At 50.4% G+C, this 19263-nt stretch carries 17 protein-coding genes; 9 read left to right on the top strand and 8 right to left on the bottom strand.

All coding sequences use genetic code 11. The annotated features are described in order from the left end of the window. Together AC5JLB_RS15725 and AC5JLB_RS15730 are read left to right on the top strand one after the other, a co-directional pair. Window positions 1-1137 carry a hybrid sensor histidine kinase/response regulator gene (locus AC5JLB_RS15725; RefSeq protein WP_495874772.1) on the top strand — a complete coding sequence of 379 codons (1137 nt, stop codon included), beginning with the start codon at window positions 1-3 and terminating at the stop codon, window positions 1135-1137. Then, a complete protein-coding gene (locus tag AC5JLB_RS15730) occupies window positions 1115-1822 on the top strand; it encodes a response regulator transcription factor (protein WP_495874773.1) in 708 nt (235 codons plus the stop codon). Before AC5JLB_RS15725 ends, AC5JLB_RS15730 begins: the two co-directional genes overlap by 23 nt. A gap of 188 nt (window positions 1823-2010) precedes the next feature. On the opposite strand, the gene AC5JLB_RS15735 is transcribed toward AC5JLB_RS15730, so the two are convergent. After that, complete coding sequence (locus tag AC5JLB_RS15735; RefSeq protein ID WP_495874774.1) at window positions 2011-3021, bottom strand: ABC transporter permease; 1011 nt, start codon at window positions 3019-3021, stop codon at window positions 2011-2013. On the opposite strand from AC5JLB_RS15735, the gene AC5JLB_RS15740 reads away from it, so the two are divergent. Continuing rightward, window positions 3020-3169 carry a hypothetical protein gene (locus tag AC5JLB_RS15740; RefSeq protein ID WP_495874775.1) on the top strand — a complete coding sequence of 50 codons (150 nt, stop codon included), beginning with the start codon at window positions 3020-3022 and terminating at the stop codon, window positions 3167-3169. The two genes, AC5JLB_RS15735 and AC5JLB_RS15740, sit on opposite strands and share 2 nt — an antisense overlap. Before the next feature lie 121 nt (window positions 3170-3290). Here AC5JLB_RS15740 and psbH read toward each other — a convergent pair whose 3' ends face one another. Continuing rightward, the gene (psbH, locus tag AC5JLB_RS15745; protein WP_162424756.1) at window positions 3291-3494 is read right to left on the bottom strand and encodes a photosystem II reaction center phosphoprotein PsbH; all 204 of its coding nucleotides are present in this window, start codon (window positions 3492-3494) and stop codon (window positions 3291-3293) included. A gap of 88 nt (window positions 3495-3582) precedes the next feature. On the opposite strand from psbH, the gene psbN reads away from it, so the two are divergent. Then, complete coding sequence (gene psbN / locus AC5JLB_RS15750) at window positions 3583-3714, top strand: photosystem II reaction center protein PsbN (RefSeq protein WP_495693131.1); 132 nt, start codon at window positions 3583-3585, stop codon at window positions 3712-3714. 56 nt (window positions 3715-3770) lie between these two features. Here psbN and AC5JLB_RS15755 read toward each other — a convergent pair whose 3' ends face one another. Further along, complete coding sequence (locus tag AC5JLB_RS15755; RefSeq protein ID WP_495874776.1) at window positions 3771-7343, bottom strand: alpha-mannosidase; 3573 nt, start codon at window positions 7341-7343, stop codon at window positions 3771-3773. Between the two features lie 56 nt (window positions 7344-7399). On the opposite strand from AC5JLB_RS15755, the gene AC5JLB_RS15760 reads away from it, so the two are divergent. The 4 genes from AC5JLB_RS15760 (at window position 7400) to AC5JLB_RS15775 (ending at window position 13081) form a co-directional block, all read left to right on the top strand. Beyond that, window positions 7400-9127, top strand: a complete 1728-nt coding sequence (locus AC5JLB_RS15760) for a hypothetical protein (RefSeq protein WP_495874777.1) — start codon at window positions 7400-7402, stop codon at window positions 9125-9127. 99 nt (window positions 9128-9226) lie between these two features. Further along, entirely contained in the window at window positions 9227-9343 is a 117-nt protein-coding gene (locus tag AC5JLB_RS15765) for a photosystem II reaction center protein I (RefSeq protein ID WP_495874778.1), read from the top strand. Window positions 9344-9660: 317 nt separating this feature from the next. Further along, complete coding sequence (locus tag AC5JLB_RS15770) at window positions 9661-11985, top strand: DUF3769 domain-containing protein (RefSeq protein WP_495874779.1); 2325 nt, start codon at window positions 9661-9663, stop codon at window positions 11983-11985. Window positions 11986-12142: 157 nt separating this feature from the next. Then, the gene (locus tag AC5JLB_RS15775; protein WP_495874780.1) at window positions 12143-13081 is read left to right on the top strand and encodes a hypothetical protein; all 939 of its coding nucleotides are present in this window, start codon (window positions 12143-12145) and stop codon (window positions 13079-13081) included. Between the two features lie 105 nt (window positions 13082-13186). On the opposite strand, the gene secA is transcribed toward AC5JLB_RS15775, so the two are convergent. The 4 genes from secA to AC5JLB_RS15795 all read right to left on the bottom strand — a co-directional run bounded on the left by secA (window position 13187) and on the right by AC5JLB_RS15795 (window position 17239). Beyond that, a complete protein-coding gene (gene secA, locus AC5JLB_RS15780) occupies window positions 13187-15988 on the bottom strand; it encodes a preprotein translocase subunit SecA (protein ID WP_495874781.1) in 2802 nt (933 codons plus the stop codon). A gap of 257 nt (window positions 15989-16245) precedes the next feature. Beyond that, window positions 16246-16458 carry a type II toxin-antitoxin system HicA family toxin gene (locus tag AC5JLB_RS15785; protein ID WP_495874782.1) on the bottom strand — a complete coding sequence of 71 codons (213 nt, stop codon included), beginning with the start codon at window positions 16456-16458 and terminating at the stop codon, window positions 16246-16248. Then, on the bottom strand, window positions 16455-16661 hold the full coding sequence (locus AC5JLB_RS15790; protein ID WP_495874783.1) for a type II toxin-antitoxin system HicB family antitoxin: 207 nt from the start codon (window positions 16659-16661) through the stop codon (window positions 16455-16457). The genes AC5JLB_RS15785 and AC5JLB_RS15790 overlap by 4 nt, the downstream gene beginning before the upstream one ends. After that, a complete protein-coding gene (locus AC5JLB_RS15795) occupies window positions 16658-17239 on the bottom strand; it encodes a diheme cytochrome C (RefSeq protein ID WP_495874784.1) in 582 nt (193 codons plus the stop codon). Before AC5JLB_RS15795 ends, AC5JLB_RS15790 begins: the two co-directional genes overlap by 4 nt. 305 nt (window positions 17240-17544) lie before the next feature. Between AC5JLB_RS15795 and AC5JLB_RS15800 the strand changes: the two genes are divergently transcribed. Next, a complete protein-coding gene (locus tag AC5JLB_RS15800) occupies window positions 17545-18057 on the top strand; it encodes a GNAT family N-acetyltransferase (RefSeq protein ID WP_495874785.1) in 513 nt (170 codons plus the stop codon). Window positions 18058-18186: 129 nt separating this feature from the next. Here AC5JLB_RS15800 and AC5JLB_RS15805 read toward each other — a convergent pair whose 3' ends face one another. Next, on the bottom strand, window positions 18187-19203 hold the full coding sequence (locus AC5JLB_RS15805; protein ID WP_495874786.1) for a GH25 family lysozyme: 1017 nt from the start codon (window positions 19201-19203) through the stop codon (window positions 18187-18189). Between the last annotated feature and the right edge of the window lie 60 nt (window positions 19204-19263).

Below are 19263 nucleotides of genomic sequence, written 5' to 3' on the forward strand. Positions count from 1 at the left end.
ATGCCATTTTCAACTGTTCTCATCGTCGAAGACGAAAGTATTATTGCGCTAGATATTCAAATTAGCTTACAAACCGCAGGCTACCAAGTTGCTGCGATCGCAACATCTGCCACCGAAGCGCTAGAGGCGGTAGCCACGCTGAACCCAGACATCGTGCTGATGGATATTCGGATTCGCGGCGATCGCGATGGGGTCGAGACCGCCGAACAAATTCGCGCCGAATTTCAGGTTCCTGTCGTGTATCTCACTGCCCACGCCGACGAGAACACGCTTCGCCGCGCCAAAATATCAGAGCCATTTGGCTATATTCTCAAACCGTTTGAAGATCGAGAACTGATTACAACAATCGAAATTGCCCTATCTCGCCATCAAGCAGAAGCCGCGATTCAGGCGGCGCTGAAGCGAGAAAAAGAACTGAATGAACTGAAATCCCGCTTTGTCTCGGTCGTTTCCCATGAGTTTCGCAATCCGCTCAACGCCATTCTGTTTTCTACCGAATTAATTCAACGATACAGCGCTCAACTGACACCCGAAAAACGAGATGTTTATTTAGAGCGAATTCAACTGTCGGTCAAGCGGATGAACCAACTTCTCACCGATGTTCTAACGCTGGCAGAGACCGAAGCGGGCAAGTTGAGCTATTCTCCTCACGAACTCGATGTCCTCCAATTCTGCCAAGACATCGTAGATGAGATTCAGCCTGCTGAACAGGTTTGCCCGATTCAATTGAGCCACCTCGATGATTTGCCATCTCAACCGCCTTCAGACTTGCCCTGTCTAGACGAGCGTCTCTTGCGCCACATTTTGGTCAATTTACTGTCGAATGCGATTAAATACTCGACCCCAGGCGAGCCGATCGACTTTACGCTCAGCCGCGATCCTAAATCGGTCACGTTCCGCATTCAAGATCAGGGCATTGGTATTCCTCAAGCTGACCATGCCAATCTTTTTCAGTCCTTCTACCGAGCGAGCAATGCCAAGACCATTCCAGGCACTGGTTTGGGGTTGTCAATTGTAAAACAGTGCGTTGATCTACACTTGGGCACAATTTCTGTTGAAAGCGCCGAAGGTCAGGGAACACTATTTACTGTAACGCTACCGTTAGACACAGCGCATGAAAACAATCCTCGTCATTGAAGATGAGCAAGCTGTCCGGGAGTCAATTCTCGATCTGTTAGAGGCAGAAGGCTTTCATAGCATTGGAGGTGAGAACGGCACTGCTGGGGTCAACCTCGCGCATGAGTACCATCCTGATTTGATTTTGTGTGATATTCAGATGCCTGAGTTAGATGGCTATGGTGTGCTCACCAATCTTCGGCAATCGTCTGATACCGCCAGTATTCCCTTTATTTTTCTCAGTGCTAGAACGACAAAGGTTGACATTCGCCAAGGCATGGAGTTGGGGGCAGATGACTACCTGACGAAACCTTGTACCGCCGTTGAACTGTTGGGAGCAATTTCTGGACGCCTCGCGAAGCACCAAGCCTTGCTTCAACGCTACAGTCAATTGGGTAAACCTGCTGTTACAAATCAGCGCGATCGCTCAGAATTGAGTCAAGCGCCGGAAGCGACACAAACTTCTGGCACGCGCGATGGTTTGCTCAATCATTTTTATCAAGAGTTACGCAATCCGCTCTCTAGCATTAACATGGCGCTGCATCTACTGAAATCGGCGGCGAATGAGAACTCTATGCTTTCCACGGTTCAGCAGGAGTATGGTCGCGAATTAGCGATTTTACAGGAGGTCTATAAGTTGCAAGACGTTCTGATTCCTGAGAGTGCCGCGTTGCTTCGGGGCTGTTATCTGATTGACGCTGACTAGCGTTCACTCAAATTATTGCGTCTCATTGCTGACTAGCGTTCACTCAAATTATTGCGTCTCATTTATTGCGTCTCATTTATTGTGTTCTATTCTTGATTGACAACGGATTCATAGCGGATGTAGCAGATGAACGATTCACGTTATCCCTTCATCCGCTCGATCAAGCAAGAATTATATGTAAGCAGGGATTAACGGAACTGAACCCGTGGATCAACCAACGCATACGAGAGATCGACCAACAAATTGATGAACACAAAGACGATCGCGACAAACACAACTCCGCCCTGCACAACGGGATAATCTCGCGCCAAAATTCCTTCGTAAATCCAAGACCCGATGCCTGACCAAGAAAAAATTGTTTCGGTCAGAATTGCGCCACCCAGAAGCGTTCCGAACTGGAGTCCAATCGTGGTGTTGATCGGGAGCAAGGCATTCTTGAGTGCATGACGAAACACGACTAATCGATCGGGCAAGCCTTTTGCTTTTGCGGTGCGGATGTAGTCTTGACCTAGCACATCTAGCATTGTGCTGCGGGTAATGCGAGCTACGATCGCGAGCGGGATAGTGCCTAAGGTCAAGGCAGGCAAGATCAGATGCGCGAGGACATCTGCCAAGACGGGCAGGTTGAATCTGAGCAAGGCATCTAAAACATAGAATCCAGTTATTGGCTGAAAGCTTAATCCGCTTTCAACTCCAATGCGTCCGCTTGGAGGCAACCATTGCAACGTGATCGAGAATAGATAGATCAGTAGCAGTCCCAACCAATACACGGGTAGCGACACTCCGACCAGCGAGCTGCCCATCGTGAGTTGATCGAGCCAGCGATTTTTGTTGACAGCGGCTAAAACGCCTAATGGAATGCCTAACAGAACAGCAACAATCATAGCTGCGATCGCCAGCTCAAAGGTGGCTGTCCACCGCGATCGAATCTCTTCTAAAATCGGAATTCCGCTGATCAAACTATTGCCGAGATTCAGCCGCAGCAGATTCCCTAAAAACGCGAAATACTGAAACACCAGAGGCTGATTCAGTCCTAACTGGTTGCGTAGCGCTTCAACTTGGTCTGGTGTCGCTCGTTCTCCAGCAAGCACGATTGCGGGATCGCCAGGAATTAAGCGCAGTAGTAGAAAAACGGCCAGTGTAATGCCAAATAAAACCGGAACAAGACCGAGAAGCCGTTTCAGAATGTACTGAGGCATGGAGCAGCAGGGGAGAGAGTATCGAGATTTTAGCGCTTCGCGCGATCGCTTCGCTGTTCCTGAAAGGATAATCGCCATTTCATCCGGTCAACTCGACGCGCGATCTTTGGGCGATTCGCAAGGCGATCCTCCGTCCAACATCAAATGAGCGATCTAAGGGTTTCTCGACCCCCTTCGCAGCGTGACACCAACTGATATTCCTCACAAAAAAATCCCAGACTAGCTGGGATTTCAACATGCACTAGCAAATTCAAGCAGTGATGACAACCTTAGCCGCCTAAGCTTCTCCAGTCAACGCTGAAGTCGTTCAAGATCAGCGAGGAGTTGTAGATTTGCAGAATAATCAGCAAAAAGACGAGAAACAATGCCATGAAAACGCCCATTAGAGGCGTAGTTCCCCAGCCCGGAACGACTTTTCCGTATTCGGAATTAAGGGGTTTTAGAACATCTCCCAACCGAGTGCGTTGTGCCATTGGCTCACCTTAAAACGATAGTCTCGACAGAATTTGTAAATTCTTTGTAATAGTATAGAGGAATCCTTCTCATAAATTGAATCGCGTTATGGAACCTGCAATAGCTCTTAACATTTCGATCTGCGCGGTGGTGATTGGTATCACGGGGTATGCGGTCTATACAGCGTTTGGTCCGCCGTCTCAGGCGTTAGATGATCCGTTTGAGGATCATGAGGACTAAGAGTGTGGGTGTGTTTCGGCGCACCCTTTTTTTGTCGGTTCTTTGTCAGTGTGGGTTTAGGGTGACATGTTTAGGGCGAAGGTACGGATTTGCCAAGGCTGGATTTGGGTGTCTGCGGATTGAGTCGCGGATGTAGCGGATCGTGGATTGGGGCGTTCGAGGAGATCGACGGAGTGCGTGATCAGGGGCTTGGCAGAGCCAATTGTAAGGCCAAGGTCGCTTTTGAGCTTGAGATCGGTAGGTTTGCCGTGACACTCGTAACAGCGGAGAATCCAGACATTAGGATTGTCTTCGGATTGCTTGAGAGCGGTCAGCATTAGATTTTCGGATTGCAGATCGAGGAGCGAGGCAACGGGCGGAAGCGTGCCTTCAGGATTAGGATCGAGTCGTACAGCGTGTAGTGGTTGTTTTAGTTCATGGCTTTTTCGCACCGTTTGCGCCGATTGCCAGTCGCCAGCGTGAGGATAGATCGCGTAGGTAAATTGGTGATAACCAAGGTCTGCTTCTGGATCGGGAAATTCAGACCCTCGAAGTAAGGTGAGCCGAATTTGATTGGGTTGGCAGTCGTAGCCGTGTTTGCAGTCGCTCAGCAAACTCACGCCGTAGTTTTTGTCGCTTAAATCTGCCCAGCCTAATGCCGAGACTTCCCATTGGGCTTTTTCTTGTGCGGTTTTTGGTGTTGTGGTGCGCTCATTTGCTTCGCAGTTCCCCTTGCGGGTAATCGCACCGCAAGCAATCTCGTAAGTAGCTTGGTCGGCACTGACTGTTAACGGAAACGCGGCTTTCACAACGACATGGCGTTCTTGCCAATCTACAGTCGTGGTGATTTCTAGAGCAGGCGAATTGTGTTTAAGACGGTAGACCTGATTAAAAATAGATTGTCCGATTTGTCGAGTGACTCGAATTCGCGATTCAAATAGTTTTCCGTCGGGATGAATGTGATGGCTCCCCAGATCATCGCGATCGCGGCTAATGTCTAGAAGTTTTGCAGGAGGGAGAGGATGTTGGGCGTAGTCTGGATCGATATTCCAAGCATCCCAATATTGCCCTTCGTCGCGAAAGGCTTGGAGTTGGTTTCCAGGATGGCTGAGGATTTCGCGCTGATGTTGCTTGTCAAATATACTCGCCAGATCGCCTGTGTTTGGATCGACGCTGACGCGCAGAAACTCATTTTCTAAAATGTATTCGGGTTGCTGGACGGTGAGTTTTTTTGGCTCGGCTTCGGTTGGGCAAAGCCAAAAGCAGCGATAGCCGATCGCTGGGATTTGGTCTGCTAAGAAGGCGATGGAATGCCCGTCGAGTTTGGAGTTGTGACGATAGGCGTAATAATTCTGGTCGTGAATCTCGTGTCCATGCAGGTCATAGACTCCCCAATGCTTCACGGTCTCTGTCTGTGGCACAAACAGTTCGATGATTTCGGATCGTGCCCAGCCGAGCGGATTAAACACGACGATCGCTTGTGCGTCGGGATGAGGGGGTGGAGGAAAGGCAATTTGAGCCGCGATCGCGCCGAGTGCGGTTTCGCGAATGTCTGAGCAGATGCGCTTTGCGTCTTCCCACTCTCGATTGGCATCGACGAAGACTTGAGTGATAGATGAACCAGGCAGAATGTCATGGAATTGGTTAAAGAGAACCTTTTTCCAAGCGGCTTCTAGAGCGTCTTTTGGATAAGGGGCTTGGGTTGAGAGGGTGGCCAAGGATGCGAACAGTTCTGCCTGATATAGCAAGGCTTCACAGTCCCGATTGAAGCGTTTTTGATCGCCGTGGGTGGTGTAACAGCCACGATGGAATTCTAAATAAAGCTCGTCGTTCCAAAGTGGAATCGGGTTCAGTTCCTGATCCATCTCGCTTGAAGGTTGATCATTCGTCGTTGAACCTCCGAGCTTCGTCGTTGAACCTTCGAGCTTCGCGGCTGAATGTTTGAGCTTCGTCGTTGAACCTTCGAGCTTCGCGGCTGAATGTTGATCATTCGTCGTTGAAGCTCCGGGCTTCGTCGTTGAACCTTCGAGCTTCGCGGCTGAATGTTTGAGCTTCGTCGTTGAATGTTCGAGCTTCGCGGTTGAAGGTTGATCATTCGTCGTTGAATCTAAAAGCATCGCGCTTGAATGTTGATCATTCATCACCGAATGTTCGAGGTGGGTTGATGAATGTTCGAGGTGGGACAACCCACCTTTTGAGTTCAGCGATTCAGCACTTCGGTTCTCCAACGATTCCAAATACTTCAACGCGGTTATAAATTTCAACGTCGGGAAAAACGGAGACTTCTCCCATCGTTTTGCGATCGTCAGCATGTCACGAGTTGGGCCTCCTCCATGATCTCCCACGCCTGGAAGCCAAAGACAATCGGTTGAGCCAGTTCGGGTAAACCATTCCCAGGCATAGGTAGACAGTGCGATCGGGTCGATGCCCTCACCAATCGGAGAAGACATCAGACTAAACACCGTGCTTCCATCTGGAGCTTGCCACTGGAACATTTCGTAGGGGTATTTGTTGGTATCGTTCCAGCGGAATTTTTGGGTAACGAAGTAATCCATTCCTCCCTGCTTCAGGAGTTGGGGTAGCTGCCAGTTAAATCCAAATGTGTCAGGCAACCACGCGATTCGGTTAATGTCGCCAAACTTTTCTTGGTAGTAGCGCTGACCATAGAGGATGTGACGCGCGATCGCTTCGCCGCTGATCAGGTTCATCTCTGGCTCAACCCACAGCCCGCCGATCACTTCCCAGCGTCCATCCTCCACCCGCTCTTTAATCTGCGCGAATAGCTCTGGACGGTTTTGCTCAATCCATTGGTACAGAGCAGGCGTCGAGTGACAGAATGTGAGGTCTGGAAAGTCATTTTGCAAGTTCAACACCGAATTGAACGTGCGTTCGGCGGCTTTCCAGGTTTCCTCTACATCCCAGAGCCAAGCCATATCTAGATGCGCGTGACCCACCATAAAGACGGTGTGCTGTTTGAGTCGCGGACTGAAAGAGTGGAGGCGATCGCGCAATTTTTGCAACGCGCCGTGTAATTTGGAGCGATCGCTTACGTCTAACCAATCAAACTGCCCGACTTGCGCTTCAACGGTTGCCAACTCCTCTGGCGCAAACGTTTCTAAATAACTTTGCAACACCGCCAGTTCATCAGCAACGAAGCCCGGATCAATATCGTCATAGTCCGATTCGTACATTAGCCGCGACTTCATCAGTCCGCCGATATCGTGCCCCGGACTCACAAGCCGAATTCCGACGCGGACGACTTCCCCCGGAACCACCTGCTGACTTAACACCACTCGGCAGGAGTGATCAAACAAATCGCCTTCCTGAACTTTTTCATCATTGACAAAAACTTGGGCAACCTCTGCCCACCACGTCAGCGCGAGTCGCAGCGTTAGCCCATCTACCGGATAGCCCTGCACATCTTCCGGCAACCGAAATTCTTGGTAAAACCAGCGCACCTTGCGCCCTTTCTCCCAGACGAGATAGCCCTTCTCATTCAGTTCGCCCGTCTCGAAGGATTGAGCCGGTAACGCTGTAATGTCACAATCGCGAGTGCAGATCTGCCAATCGCTCTGCACGTCTCGTTGAGTCAGTTGACGCAAGTGATGGATGACACCAGAAATAATAGATTGATTCGCAGAGTCCAGCATAAAGTCGAATATGATAGGGGAGCGCTACAGTGACGACTTCACCGCTCCCTAAGTCTATGGCTTCTAACGGTCGCTATCAAAGTCATCTCCTCAGTTTTCTGTCTCGTCAACGACAGAAGATTGCGGACAAAACGAGTGTGTTGCTGAGACAAGCAAAACTCACCACGCTCTGGAGCGCTCAGATTTTACTCTATCCGGTGTATGCCGTTTACCAAACGACACGACTAGTCGGACGCCAACTGAAGCAGACCGCACAACGAGCGACTTTCAGCCTGAAGGTTGATCAAGGCTCTCCTCATTCAGCACCGCCAGAGCGTCTTGAAAGTGACACATCGATTCAGCGAGTGTTATCGGCAGTTGCGCAAGCCGTCCAGCCTGAACTCCATGAACCTCAAGTTACGGTCGAGCAACCCCGCAGAATTCTGGACTTCCTTTTACTGCCCGTCACCGTCGTTCGCCGCTTCTTATCACCAGCTTCGGTCAACCTCTCCGATGCTCTAGCAGACGTTTCCCCCGCCCCGATCACCTCAGCGTCTTCAACGTCGATCGCGGCTCAAGCCTCTGAAACCGCGATCGTTAAGCCGCGCTTGCCGATTCAAGCGATCGCATCCCTGCTCGATACGCGAAACCTCGTGCTGATCCTAAACGGCAACGTTATTCTCGACACGCTCACGCCCGACCAACAGCACCAGATTCAGCAGCGCATTATTTTCGAGCTTGCCCTCTACCGCCATTGGTGCAAGCAGCAATCCTTGGGCGCGTCCTCACCGCTACCGCTTCCCGACGATCGCCCGACGATCTTGCCTCCCGTCCGCATCTTCCGGCAACTCATGGCATGGGTGCAGACTGGACCTATTGCGATCGCCACTAACCTATTTCAAGAATCCGCCTTAGCCACAACGTACGGCTCCGATGGAACCGTCATTCAATCTCCAACTGGGCTAGATTGGTTTGTTCCAAATATCAGCGGGTCAGACATTAGTTGGAACGTGACTCCGCCAAAACTTCCTAGCGCCGGAGACTTAAAGACCGCGTTCGGTCAACTTCCGAGATGGACAGACCTAGAAGCCTTGGTTTGGGCAGCCATTCACTACTTCTTCGGCGGACAAGATCGACGCTTTGCCCCGTCCTATCCCTATCTTGGTAGCACAACAGAAGATCTTGGTGGCACAACAGAAGCCTCTGATCCTCAACTCACCGCAAAGTCTAACTGGTTATCGTGGTCAGATTTGTTTGGTCGTCCACCTGCTTACCCAACCTCGGCTCCAGAAATTGCGATCGCTGGAACTTTAGCAGATCCGGTTTCTTTGAAGTTGCGCTCTGCGCTAATCGCTCAAGACGGTTTACGCCCAGAAGTGACTTCTCGGACTCAACCCCGCCTTGCCCCCCGCTCTAAAATTTTGCTCGGTCGCTCGTTTAAGCAATGGTTGCAGCGCTACTTCAACGCTCGAACGTCAGTTGTCGTGCATCAACCCATCGAGTTGAAGGTAGATGACCCGATTGAAAAGGGTAATCTCACCATCCGCGATCGTCAGCCTAGTCACGTCGAAATCACTGCGCCCGCATCCATCAATCCGACTCCCTCTGAGGTTGAAGAGAGCTTAGCCACTTACACGTCCCATTCGGCTACTCATACACCAGATTGGATCGAGACAGACGCGATCGCGGCAGGCTACGTCAAATCCCCCGTGCAGAGAGTGATGAGTTGGCTAGATCATCTCGTTTCTTGGGTTGAAGCAAAACTCATTGCCGTTTGGAATTGGTTAACAGCGCGAGAGTCGTAGGCGCTTAAAAACGGTACAGCACTCCTGTAAGATAGAAACACGCTTGCCGTTCAGACGGAATTTATCAACGCCTTTCATAACCCCTGGAGTTATTCAGTTATGATCACGCTCAAGGTCATTGTTTACATCACTGTGGCATTTTTTGTGGGTCTATTTGTTTTCGGCTTCCTATCGAATGACCCCTCGCGGAATCCTAACCGCCGAGACTTAGAGTAATTCATCCTCGTGTGCGAGGTTTTGGGGGCAGTTTATCTGCCCTCTTTTTATGGAGTGATCATTCAGAGCTTGAACGTTTAATTTGCTCTGAACGTTTAGTTTGCAAGTAAAGCTAAGCTTCAGTCCACACGCTTTGGTGAATGATAAATGACAGTTGGAACTTCAGTTGACATGGATAGTCTCTAAATTTTTAACTCTAAATTTTTAACCCCGCCGCTCCTATAGACAAATTACCAATTACGGATTACAACTTATTCGGTTTCTCACTGCACCGTCATAGCTAATACATTTACGACTTACGACTTACAAATTACTCTATGCCCTACCCGGTTCCGCCTCCTGAGCCTCCTGCGATCGTCCGAACTTCTGAGCGTCCCTCTAAGCCAATTGCCTCTCTACCCCACTCATCAGACATTGTGCGATTGGCGCAAAGCACAGCTTTAGAGGAAAGGCTTGCTCAACCGACACCGCCAGAATCATCTCCCCTGTCGCTCTCTCAGTGGAAAAGCGCAAAAGTGCTGCGGAGAGCGAAAGCGTTAACCCCGCCAGTCACATCTCTAAATGCCGTTGGGCTTGAACCAAGCGAACAGAGAAGCGCCCAATCTGTGCCGTCTCCTTCTACGCCTTTACCGCCGTCTCAAGTTCCTCAACCGACAACACCCCTACCTCCTTCAACCCCGTCTACTCCTGCGCCGACAACCCCAAGTCCGATCACGCCTACGCCTGCTCCTGTACCGAGTCCGGCTCCAACTACGCCTGCACCCAACGTCCCAACGCAGCAACTTAACAACCAGGGATATTTGGAGCTAAGAGCCGACCGACAAGACTACGACGAACGACGCCAAATCTTTACTGCCGAAGGAAGGGTTTCGCTTAGATTTCGAGGAGCGCTATTGACTGCTGATCGACTGCAAGCCAATCTCGTCAATCGGCTCACCGTTGCCGAGGGAAACGTCACCTTAACGCGCGGCGACCAAGTGCTGCGAGGACAACGCTTCCGCTACAACTTGATTCAAGAAGAAGGCACGGTCGAGCAAGCCAGTGGTGAAATCTATTTACCTTCGACCCAGACAGACTTTAACCCCAACCTGCCCACTGACATTACCGCAGGCTCCATTCCGCCGGGGTCAGTCGGCGATCGCTTGACGGTCAACCAACCTCCTCAGGGAGTCAGTCGCCAAGGATCGGTCGGCATTGCGCTAGGGTCAAGAAGACGTACCTCAGGAGGGGTCGCAACCATTCCTGAAAGCAACGGAACCGTCAGCCGACTGCGGTTTGAAGCCGAGCAAATTGAGTTTTACCCGGAAGGATGGCAAGCGCGAAATGTCCGCATTACTAACGATCCCTTCTCGCCGCCCGAACTTGAGCTTCGCACCGATCTGGCAACACTAACCCGGCTTTCTCCGCTGCGGGATGAACTGCGAGCCTCACGCGCCCGCCTCGTGTTCGATCAACGCTTCTCCCTACCGCTGCTGCGAAATCGAGTTATCTTAGATCGCAATCAGCGTCAAGCCACCGGAATTAACCTTGGAATAGATGGCGACGATCGCGGCGGCGTATTCGTTGAGCGCAGTGTCGAGGTGTTTCCGCCTGGCCCGATTCAATTTACGGTTACGCCTCAGTTTTTTGTGCAACGCGCCATTCAAGGCGGCAATGGACTCGCCGATTTGTTTGGCTTGAGAACGCGGTTGACCGCTCCGCTCTCGTCGCGGACGGCAATTCGAGGCGATGTAGTCTTAACCAGCTTTGACTTTGGCAAAATTGAAGATAATCTACGGGGCAGTCTGCGGGCACAGCAACTGATTGGAACCCACACGCTCAGTTTAGAAGCGAGTTATCGCAATCGCTTATTCAACAATTCGCTCGGGTTTCAAGATGTCCAAAGCAGCATCGGCGCATTGTTCTACTCCCCAACGATCGCGATTGGCAACACAGGCATTAATGCGAGTTACCAAGTCGGCTATCAGTTTGTTAATGCAGACACCGATCGCCCGGAGTTACTCTCTGCCGACCGCCGCAACAATCGAGTCAGCTTGAGCCGGTTTCAAGCTAGTGCCGCGCTCAGCCGAGGCTTTCTACTGTGGCAAGGAAAAGGCTTACCCGCCACCGCAACCGAAGGGCTGCGCTACTCGCCTGTACCCATTGTGCCCTACCTTGCTTTGGGAACGGGCGTGACAGGTGTGACCTCCGCATACAGCAATGGTGATGTGCAAAATAGCGTAAATGCGACCGTTAGTTTACTTGGTCAATTTGGCCATTTCTCTCGAAACTTTTTAGATTACACCGCATTTAACATCTCCTATACCCAAGCCTTCCGTGATGGGTCATCGCCTTTCTTATTTGATCGCATTGCCGACGATCGCATTCTCTCTGCCGGAATCACTCAACAACTCTACGGCCCGCTTCGGATTGGATTTCAGACCAGTTATAACGTTCAAAGCGGGCGAGAAATTAGCACCGACTACATTTTGGAATACAGTCGCCGCACTTACAGTGTTGGTTTGCGCTATAACCCGGTTTTGCAACTCGGTTCGGTCAATTTGCAAATTAGCGACTTTAACTGGACAGGTGGCGGTACCGAGCCGTTTCAAGGAAGCGGCGTGAGACCTGTGCAGGGAGGTGTGCAACAATTACCAGAATAAGACCCCAATCAGACTTTAGATAGGAAATCAAGAAACGCTGCGATCGCGCGCTTCAAGATTGCTTATTCTAGGAGTACTGACTTAATTAAAATTAAGTAAAGGGAAAAAGAAGAACGCTACTGTTCTCCTTCGACCTTTTGCCTTTTCAAAAACGCTTATGACAAACCCGGCAAAAGGAACATTTGAAGATAAGACTGCAACCGCCCATGCGATCGATCTCCTGACCTATTACAGTTTTGATTTGGGCAGTCGGACAGCACCGCAACTGCTGGATCAATGGCTCAAGGACTATTCGGCAGGCTGGATTCGATGGGCGGTGATCGAAGCGTTGTACCAAGGACGCTACAAAGCCGTTTCGGTCGAGCAGATTTTGAAACTATGGCAACGGCGCAAGCAGCCTTGCTATCACTTTAGCTATGAGTTTGAACGGCTCGTTTGTCACAAATTTCCCCGCAATTTGGCTCAGTCGCCTCGCAAAGCGGTGACTCCCGTTGCCCCGTTTCCAGAAGAAGCAACGCTGCCTGCACTGCCTGCGCCTAGCCTACCTCCCGAAGTTGAGCCATTCAGGCCGCTCGCCTGGTCTGCTTTGGCAGAGCAACAGCACGATGAGCCGCTTTATGATGATCCAATAGAAGAAGTCGAATTGGAGTTACCCGCTCCTGCCCTAGAGCAAGACCGTCCGTTAGCTCCCGCTGAAGCATTACCGTTACGATCGCTAGCTCAAGTGCAAGAAGGGATGGAAGCGCTGATCAATCAAGCAACTTCTCACCTGAATGCTTCTTCAGAAGCGGGAACAAAATTGCTGATGGAAGACGCGCGGCATCGTGCGGTTTCGTCAGAGTTGCATGATGCGTCGATCTCAGAACGTCATGTACCAACTGCGCCTTCTAGATCTCAAGTCAGTTTCGAGCCAGATAGTTCTACAGAAAATGGCGTTAGCGCCTCTAGTACAGAAGAATTTTTGTTGGATGAGGCAGAGGTTGTAGACGAGAGTCACTTACCAATCCACCAATTCACGCCCACGCCTGACACCTCAGACTTTCACAGCAAACTGAGAGCGGTGGCAGACCAAGAACTAAAGGATCTGCGATCGTAGAGGCAAGACCATGCCTTTCAGATCAACAGGTTGTAGGGATGATTTTGCATTGAGTTCTAAAAAACCCTTCTTCAATCTCTGAAGAAGGGTTTGAAACCGACGGACTTAAAGCACCTCGACCTCTAATTGCGGTTGCGGTTGCGGTTGAAACTGAAACAGCGAGTAGACCACATCTCGACGAATGTTAATCATCATTTCGAGGAACAGTTCATAGCCTTCGCTCTTGTACTCGATCAGCGGATCTTTTTGTCCATATCCGCGCAAACCGACCGACTCACGCAGCCCATCCATGGATTGGAGATGTTCGCGCCAGAGCGTGTCAATGCGGTTGAGAATGAAGAAACGCTCTGCCTGACGCATCAAGCCAGGTTGAAGCGCATCGACTTCAGCTTCTTTCAGGTCATAGGCAATCCGGGCTTGTTCGTGTAAAAAGGTTCTAATTTCGCCAACGCTCATATCTGCCATTTGATCGGCTTCCAAATCGCTTAGCAGGTAGACAAACTCTTGGACTTTGCTAACGAGCTTATCGAGTTCCCACTCTTCGGGCGGCAGCTCAGGATTGACATAGGCGGTCACGATGTCGTCCATCGTTAGTTCGCCATACTTCACCACCTGTTCTTTGAGGTCTTGGCCTTCAAGCACACGACGACGCTCAGCATAGATGGCACGACGCTGATTGTTCATCACTTCGTCATACTCAAACACCTGCTTACGGATGTCGTAGTAGTAGGTTTCGACTTTCTTTTGAGCGCCTTCAAGCGATCGCGTCAGCATCCCCGACTCGATTGGCATATCTTCTTCGACGCGGAAGGCATTCATCAAGCCTGCCACGCGATCGCCGCCAAAGATTCGCAGCAAATTATCCTGCAAACTGAGGAAGAATCGAGTCGAACCCGGATCCCCTTGCCGTCCTGCCCGTCCGCGCAATTGGTTATCGATTCGGCGAGACTCATGACGCTCCGTTCCAATCACATGCAAGCCACCTAAATTGACGACTTCTGCGTGTTCCGTATCGGTGAAGGCATCGTACTCCTTGCGAATCATCCGATACACTTCGCGCAATCGCTGAATGGCCGGATCGATCGTCGGCGCTTTTTCTGCCGCCGTTGCGATCTTGTCTTCGGCTTCGAGTTCCGGTAGGCTGCGCTCTCCGTACTGCTGCACCGCCAGCATCACCGCATCTTTGAGGGCTTGTTCCGTCTCTCGTGACAGCGCTGTTGGATAGATATCCGAAGTGACTTTCCAGGTTTTGACCTTTTTCGTGGTGGCAAAGCCTTGTCCGCCTGTACGCGGATCGGCAAAGCCCTGACCTGCCGAAAATTCATCTTCATCCTCGGGCTGTACGATGCGGGGCATGAAGTATTCCCGAATCTTGAGCCGTGCCATGTAGTCGGAGTTACCGCCCAAGATGATGTCCGTTCCGCGCCCTGCCATGTTGGTTGCGATCGTCACTTTACCTTTCCGCCCGGCTTGAGCGACGATTTCAGATTCTCGCTCGACGTTTTCTGGCTTCGCATTGAGCAGGTTGTGAGGGACGTCTTGCGCCGCGAGTAGTCCTGACAGGAGTTCTGATTTTTCAACGCTGGTGGTTCCAACCAGAACGGGGCGACCGACTTGGTGCATCTCGGCGCACTCTAGCGCGATCGCGTTCCACTTTGCTTCTTCGGTTTTGTAGACTTGGTCGGAAATGTCTTTACGCTGCGTCTTCCGGTTAGTGGGAACGATCGTCACTTCCAGCTTGTAAATTTTCTCGAATTCCGCTTCTTCAGTCTTGGCGGTTCCCGTCATTCCCGCCAGTTTGGGATAGAGCAAGAAGAAATTTTGATAGGTAATTGTGGCGAGCGTTTGGGTTTCGTTTTGAATATCGACATTTTCTTTGGCTTCGATCGCCTGATGGAGTCCATCGCTCCAACGGCGTCCGGGCATAACTCGACCCGTAAATTCATCGACGATCACGACTTCGTCACCGCGAACGATATAGTTCACGTCTTTGATAAAGAGTTCTTTCGCTTTGATCGCATTGAAAATGTAGTGCGCCCACGGATCTTGTGGATCGAAGAGATCGGTGACGCCAAGCAGTTGCTCAGCTTGGATAAAGCCTTCGTCAGTGACAAGAATGTTGCGCTGTTTCTCATCGACTTCGTAGTGGTCTTCTTTGTTGAGGGCACGCGCGATCGCGGCGGCCTGCATATATTTCTCGGTCGGACGCTCCACCTGACCTGAGATGATAAGCGGTGTCCGGGCTTCATCGATTAGCACCGAGTCTACTTCGTCGATGACGCAATATTGGAACGATCGCTGCACCACTTCCTCCATTGAGGTTGCCATGTTGTCGCGCAGATAATCAAATCCCAGTTCGCTGTTGGTGGCGTAGGTGATGTCACAGGCGTAGTTACGCTTGCGTTCGGGAGGACTCATATTTTGCTGAATCAGCCCCACGCTCAACCCCAAAAAGCGGTGAATCTGTCCCATCCATTCGGCGTCACGACGGGCAAGATAATCGTTTACGGTGACAACGTGAACCCCGCGACCCAAGAGCGCATTGAGGTAGGCAGGCAGCGTCGAAACCAGCGTTTTTCCTTCCCCAGTTTTCATCTCTGCAATCTGACCATCGTGCAGCACCATACCGCCGATTAGCTGCACATCAAAGTGCCGCATGCCTAACACCCGAATCCCTGCCTCTCGCACTACCGCAAAAGCTTCTGGCAAGATATCTTCGAGAATTTGCTTCTCTTCGTTCTCGTTTTTTGCTTTTGTCAGCCGTTGCTTAAATTCTGCGGTTTTTGCCGCCAATTCGTCATCCGAGAGCGGTTTAATCTCTTCTTCTAAAAGATTAATCTCAGCCACTAATGGCTGATATTTCTTGACTTTACGAGCATTGGGGTCGCCCAGCAGAGTTTTAAGCATGAGAGGAAGTTAGCGGGTTTGAATCAGGGTAGGGAATCGAATCTTCGGCTGCGGCTATTAGTAACGTGCCACAGGCTAATGATATCCGACCCTTAGAACTCATCTAAGGTATACCAATCTTATCATTTTGGCTTAAGCCCATCCGATCGAAGCGGCGACGAGATGGTACGTATTACCGAAATGGAGCAGCGAGAATACAAACTGGTCGGCGCGATCGCTGCATAAAATGTGGACTTGGCAAGAGGAGTTAAATTGATTTATAAATCGTTTGGCGTTAGCCCAGTTGATTTGCTGATTCGAGCCAGCATACGGGGACCAATTTCATCATTAGGTCGAAAGGCAAAGACAAAATTATCATAGCCTTCACGCACTAAAACGATATGTGAACCCGTCTGTCGATCAATGCTCCAACCGATTCGTAAAAGCGCTGACAAGACTTTTCGCCCCTTAGCTGATGACCATTGATTCATGCGGCAAGAAAAGAGATGATGACAGGCTCAGGCGAAGCTTCGCTTTGCTCAATGCGATCGGCTAGAACTCTCAAGGCAAGTGCCTGAACGTTTGCAATCGCTCGCTCTCGGCTCTCACCATAAGCTAGAGCGCCAGGAATGCCAGAGACTTCAGCAATCCATCTACCGTCTGTTTCTTGCTCTGTTTCGATTCTAAAGTTCATGGCGCGTTCTCCCAATTTGGAGTTAGGCTTCTAAAATTGAACTGATTTGTGCCTGGATGACAAGTGATACAGGTTGCAAGCGTCGCTTTTTGGGGTAGCTCTACTTTTGGGTGCAAGACTTTGAAATATTTTGAGTCGGCAACTCGGTAAGGCACTTTTTCATCTGCCGCCACTAGCCGAGAGGCGAACTGTAAGTAATTCCAAACCAGGTAACGAGGTGGGTCAACCAAGGGCTGAAGCTCGGCTCCGTAATGCTGAGGATCGCGCAGCAATTCTCGCCAGGTTTGGGTTGGCAAAAGCGCAGGCGGAACTCCGATATGACAGGTCGCACAGTTTTCTAGGTAAAGCTGTTGTCCAAGCTGATAACGCTGAGGAATGATGTCTACGGTTCCAACTGAGCTGGGCGTTGCGCTTGCTGCAACAGGGTCAGCCGCGACAGACGGTGACGGAGCAATGACGGTTGCAAACCCTAGACCTAATGCCAAACTCCATGCCAAGAGCAAGCCGATCAAAATCATAGGACGTTTGCGGAGCCTCAGGCGGCGAGACTGTAGCGAACCGTTAGCAGAGTTTGACATGGGCATGGACACCTACAAAGACGATTGAGAAAAGACAGATGAGAGGGTTTTGAGCAAAGCACCGAAAAGGTTTGACCAAGAAAATAAGCAGGAAGTTTCGCTAGCAGGAGGGCGATTAGCGCAGAGCACAACTTCATAGGAATCGGCTAACTTTCCACTATTTGCTTCGATCAACGATATAAAGAAATTATTTAGATCTAAAGTGAGAATTTTGATACCGATTCTTCGCTTAAAGTTGGGTAAAACCAAGGAAAGGTAATCGCTTAGTTGCCTTGGTTTAGTTGTCAGAACAGGATGCGTTGAGCATGGATTGTCGTCATATTCAGTTTCGCGATTCTACAAGATTGCAGAATGCCTGCATTGAGCCTAACGCGAATCGCGGCTCAGAACTTCATATCGATCAACTTCAAGCATTATTTCAGGTTGCGGCGTTTTGGGCACGCGATCGCAAGCGAGAAGATTTAGCACTCGCGATCGCAAACAGTAATCCCGTCATTTCAGCTTGGGATCATGATCAACTGATCGGCTTTGCTAGAGCTACGTCAGACGGCATTTATCGCGCCACAATTTGGGACGTTGTGGTTCATCCAGACTATCAGGGTGCAGGACTCGGACGCAAACTTGTACAAACCGTGCTGAGCCATCCTCATGTCTGTCGGGTAGAGCGCGTCTATCTGATGACGACCAATCAGCAAGAGTTTTACAAGCGGATTGGCTTCGAGGAAAATGCAACCACAACAATGGTGTATTTCAACCAACCGATCGCCCTGCCAAACTCTGGGTTAGTGGTTGAATTGGAGTGCGATATCGGCTGCTAAGTTTTGCACGACAACGAAAGCTAATAATTTATGTAGGCAGCAGATATATAGGCAGCAGAAAGCTCATCCGCTATATCTGCTGCCTATTCGTTGCTAACGAAATGTCTCTGCTCAGCCTGAATAGTCGATTCACTGTCTCCACCGTCGCGTAAATTCCTCCAAGGTTTCTTTGGGAATTTGACCTTGTAGCCAGTTGAGCGCTTGATCTTGGCTAGGCAGGGATTGATAGTACTTGCAAACATTAACTAGTGTCAGCGGCGACAGCGCAGGAACTGGAGCAGGAGTGGGCGTTGGAGTCGGGGTCGGCGTTGGAGTGGGCGTTGGAGCGGGAGTTGCGCCCTCTAGTGCTGCCCACGTGGCCGCTCCAACAATGCCATCTGCCACTAAATTTTTAGACTTTTGAAAGGCGATTACAGCAGTTTTCGTTTTAGAGCCAAAATCACCATCTATCGTCCCGACATCAAACCCTTTTCCCTTGAGCAGCTGCTGCAAATCTTTCACTACATTTCCAGCATAGGTTTGACGGAGCGGAATCCGACCCTTGAGCAAGGCTTGCAGGTTGTCTAGAGTACCAGCAAACTGGTTCAGGTCAACGTTACCCACAATGCCGCGAAGAACACCTGTTTCAGAATACTGGTGAAACGTCCAGGTTTTCCAGGTTCTGGGCACAAAGGGCGTTCGGGTTCCAAAATTTGCGACCCATAGAGGATATTCTGCAAAGCTAGCGGGATTGCCAAGCTTATCTTCCCAAAAGCTGGGAAACGTGTAGAGCAAAGGTTTGCGCCCCGTTTTGTCCTCAATGATGGACATCCATTTGAGGGCGCGATCGATGATGGTTCTCGTATCTAAACCGTCCGTAATTTCTAAGTCCAACACAGGCGGTAAATCAAACGGCTCAATTTTGCCAACGGTTTGCATGAAGTTGGCCGCTTGCACAGCAGGATCGCGTCCGGGGCGGAAAAAATGGTACGCGCCTCGAACGATGCCCACAGAGCGAATGCTATTCCAGTTTCGAGCAAACAAGGGATCATTACTTGTTGCCCCTTCGGTTGCTTTCGCAAAGGCATAATAAATTCCTTGACTGGCAACGGTTGCCCAATCTACGTTTTCCTGATAAGCCGAGACATCAATTCCAGTTAAAGCCATACTGTTTTAGCTCCGAAACGCTAGTACATGAATAATTCACTAACGAGTTTCAGGATTCCC

The organism is Myxacorys chilensis, assembly GCF_059505265.1.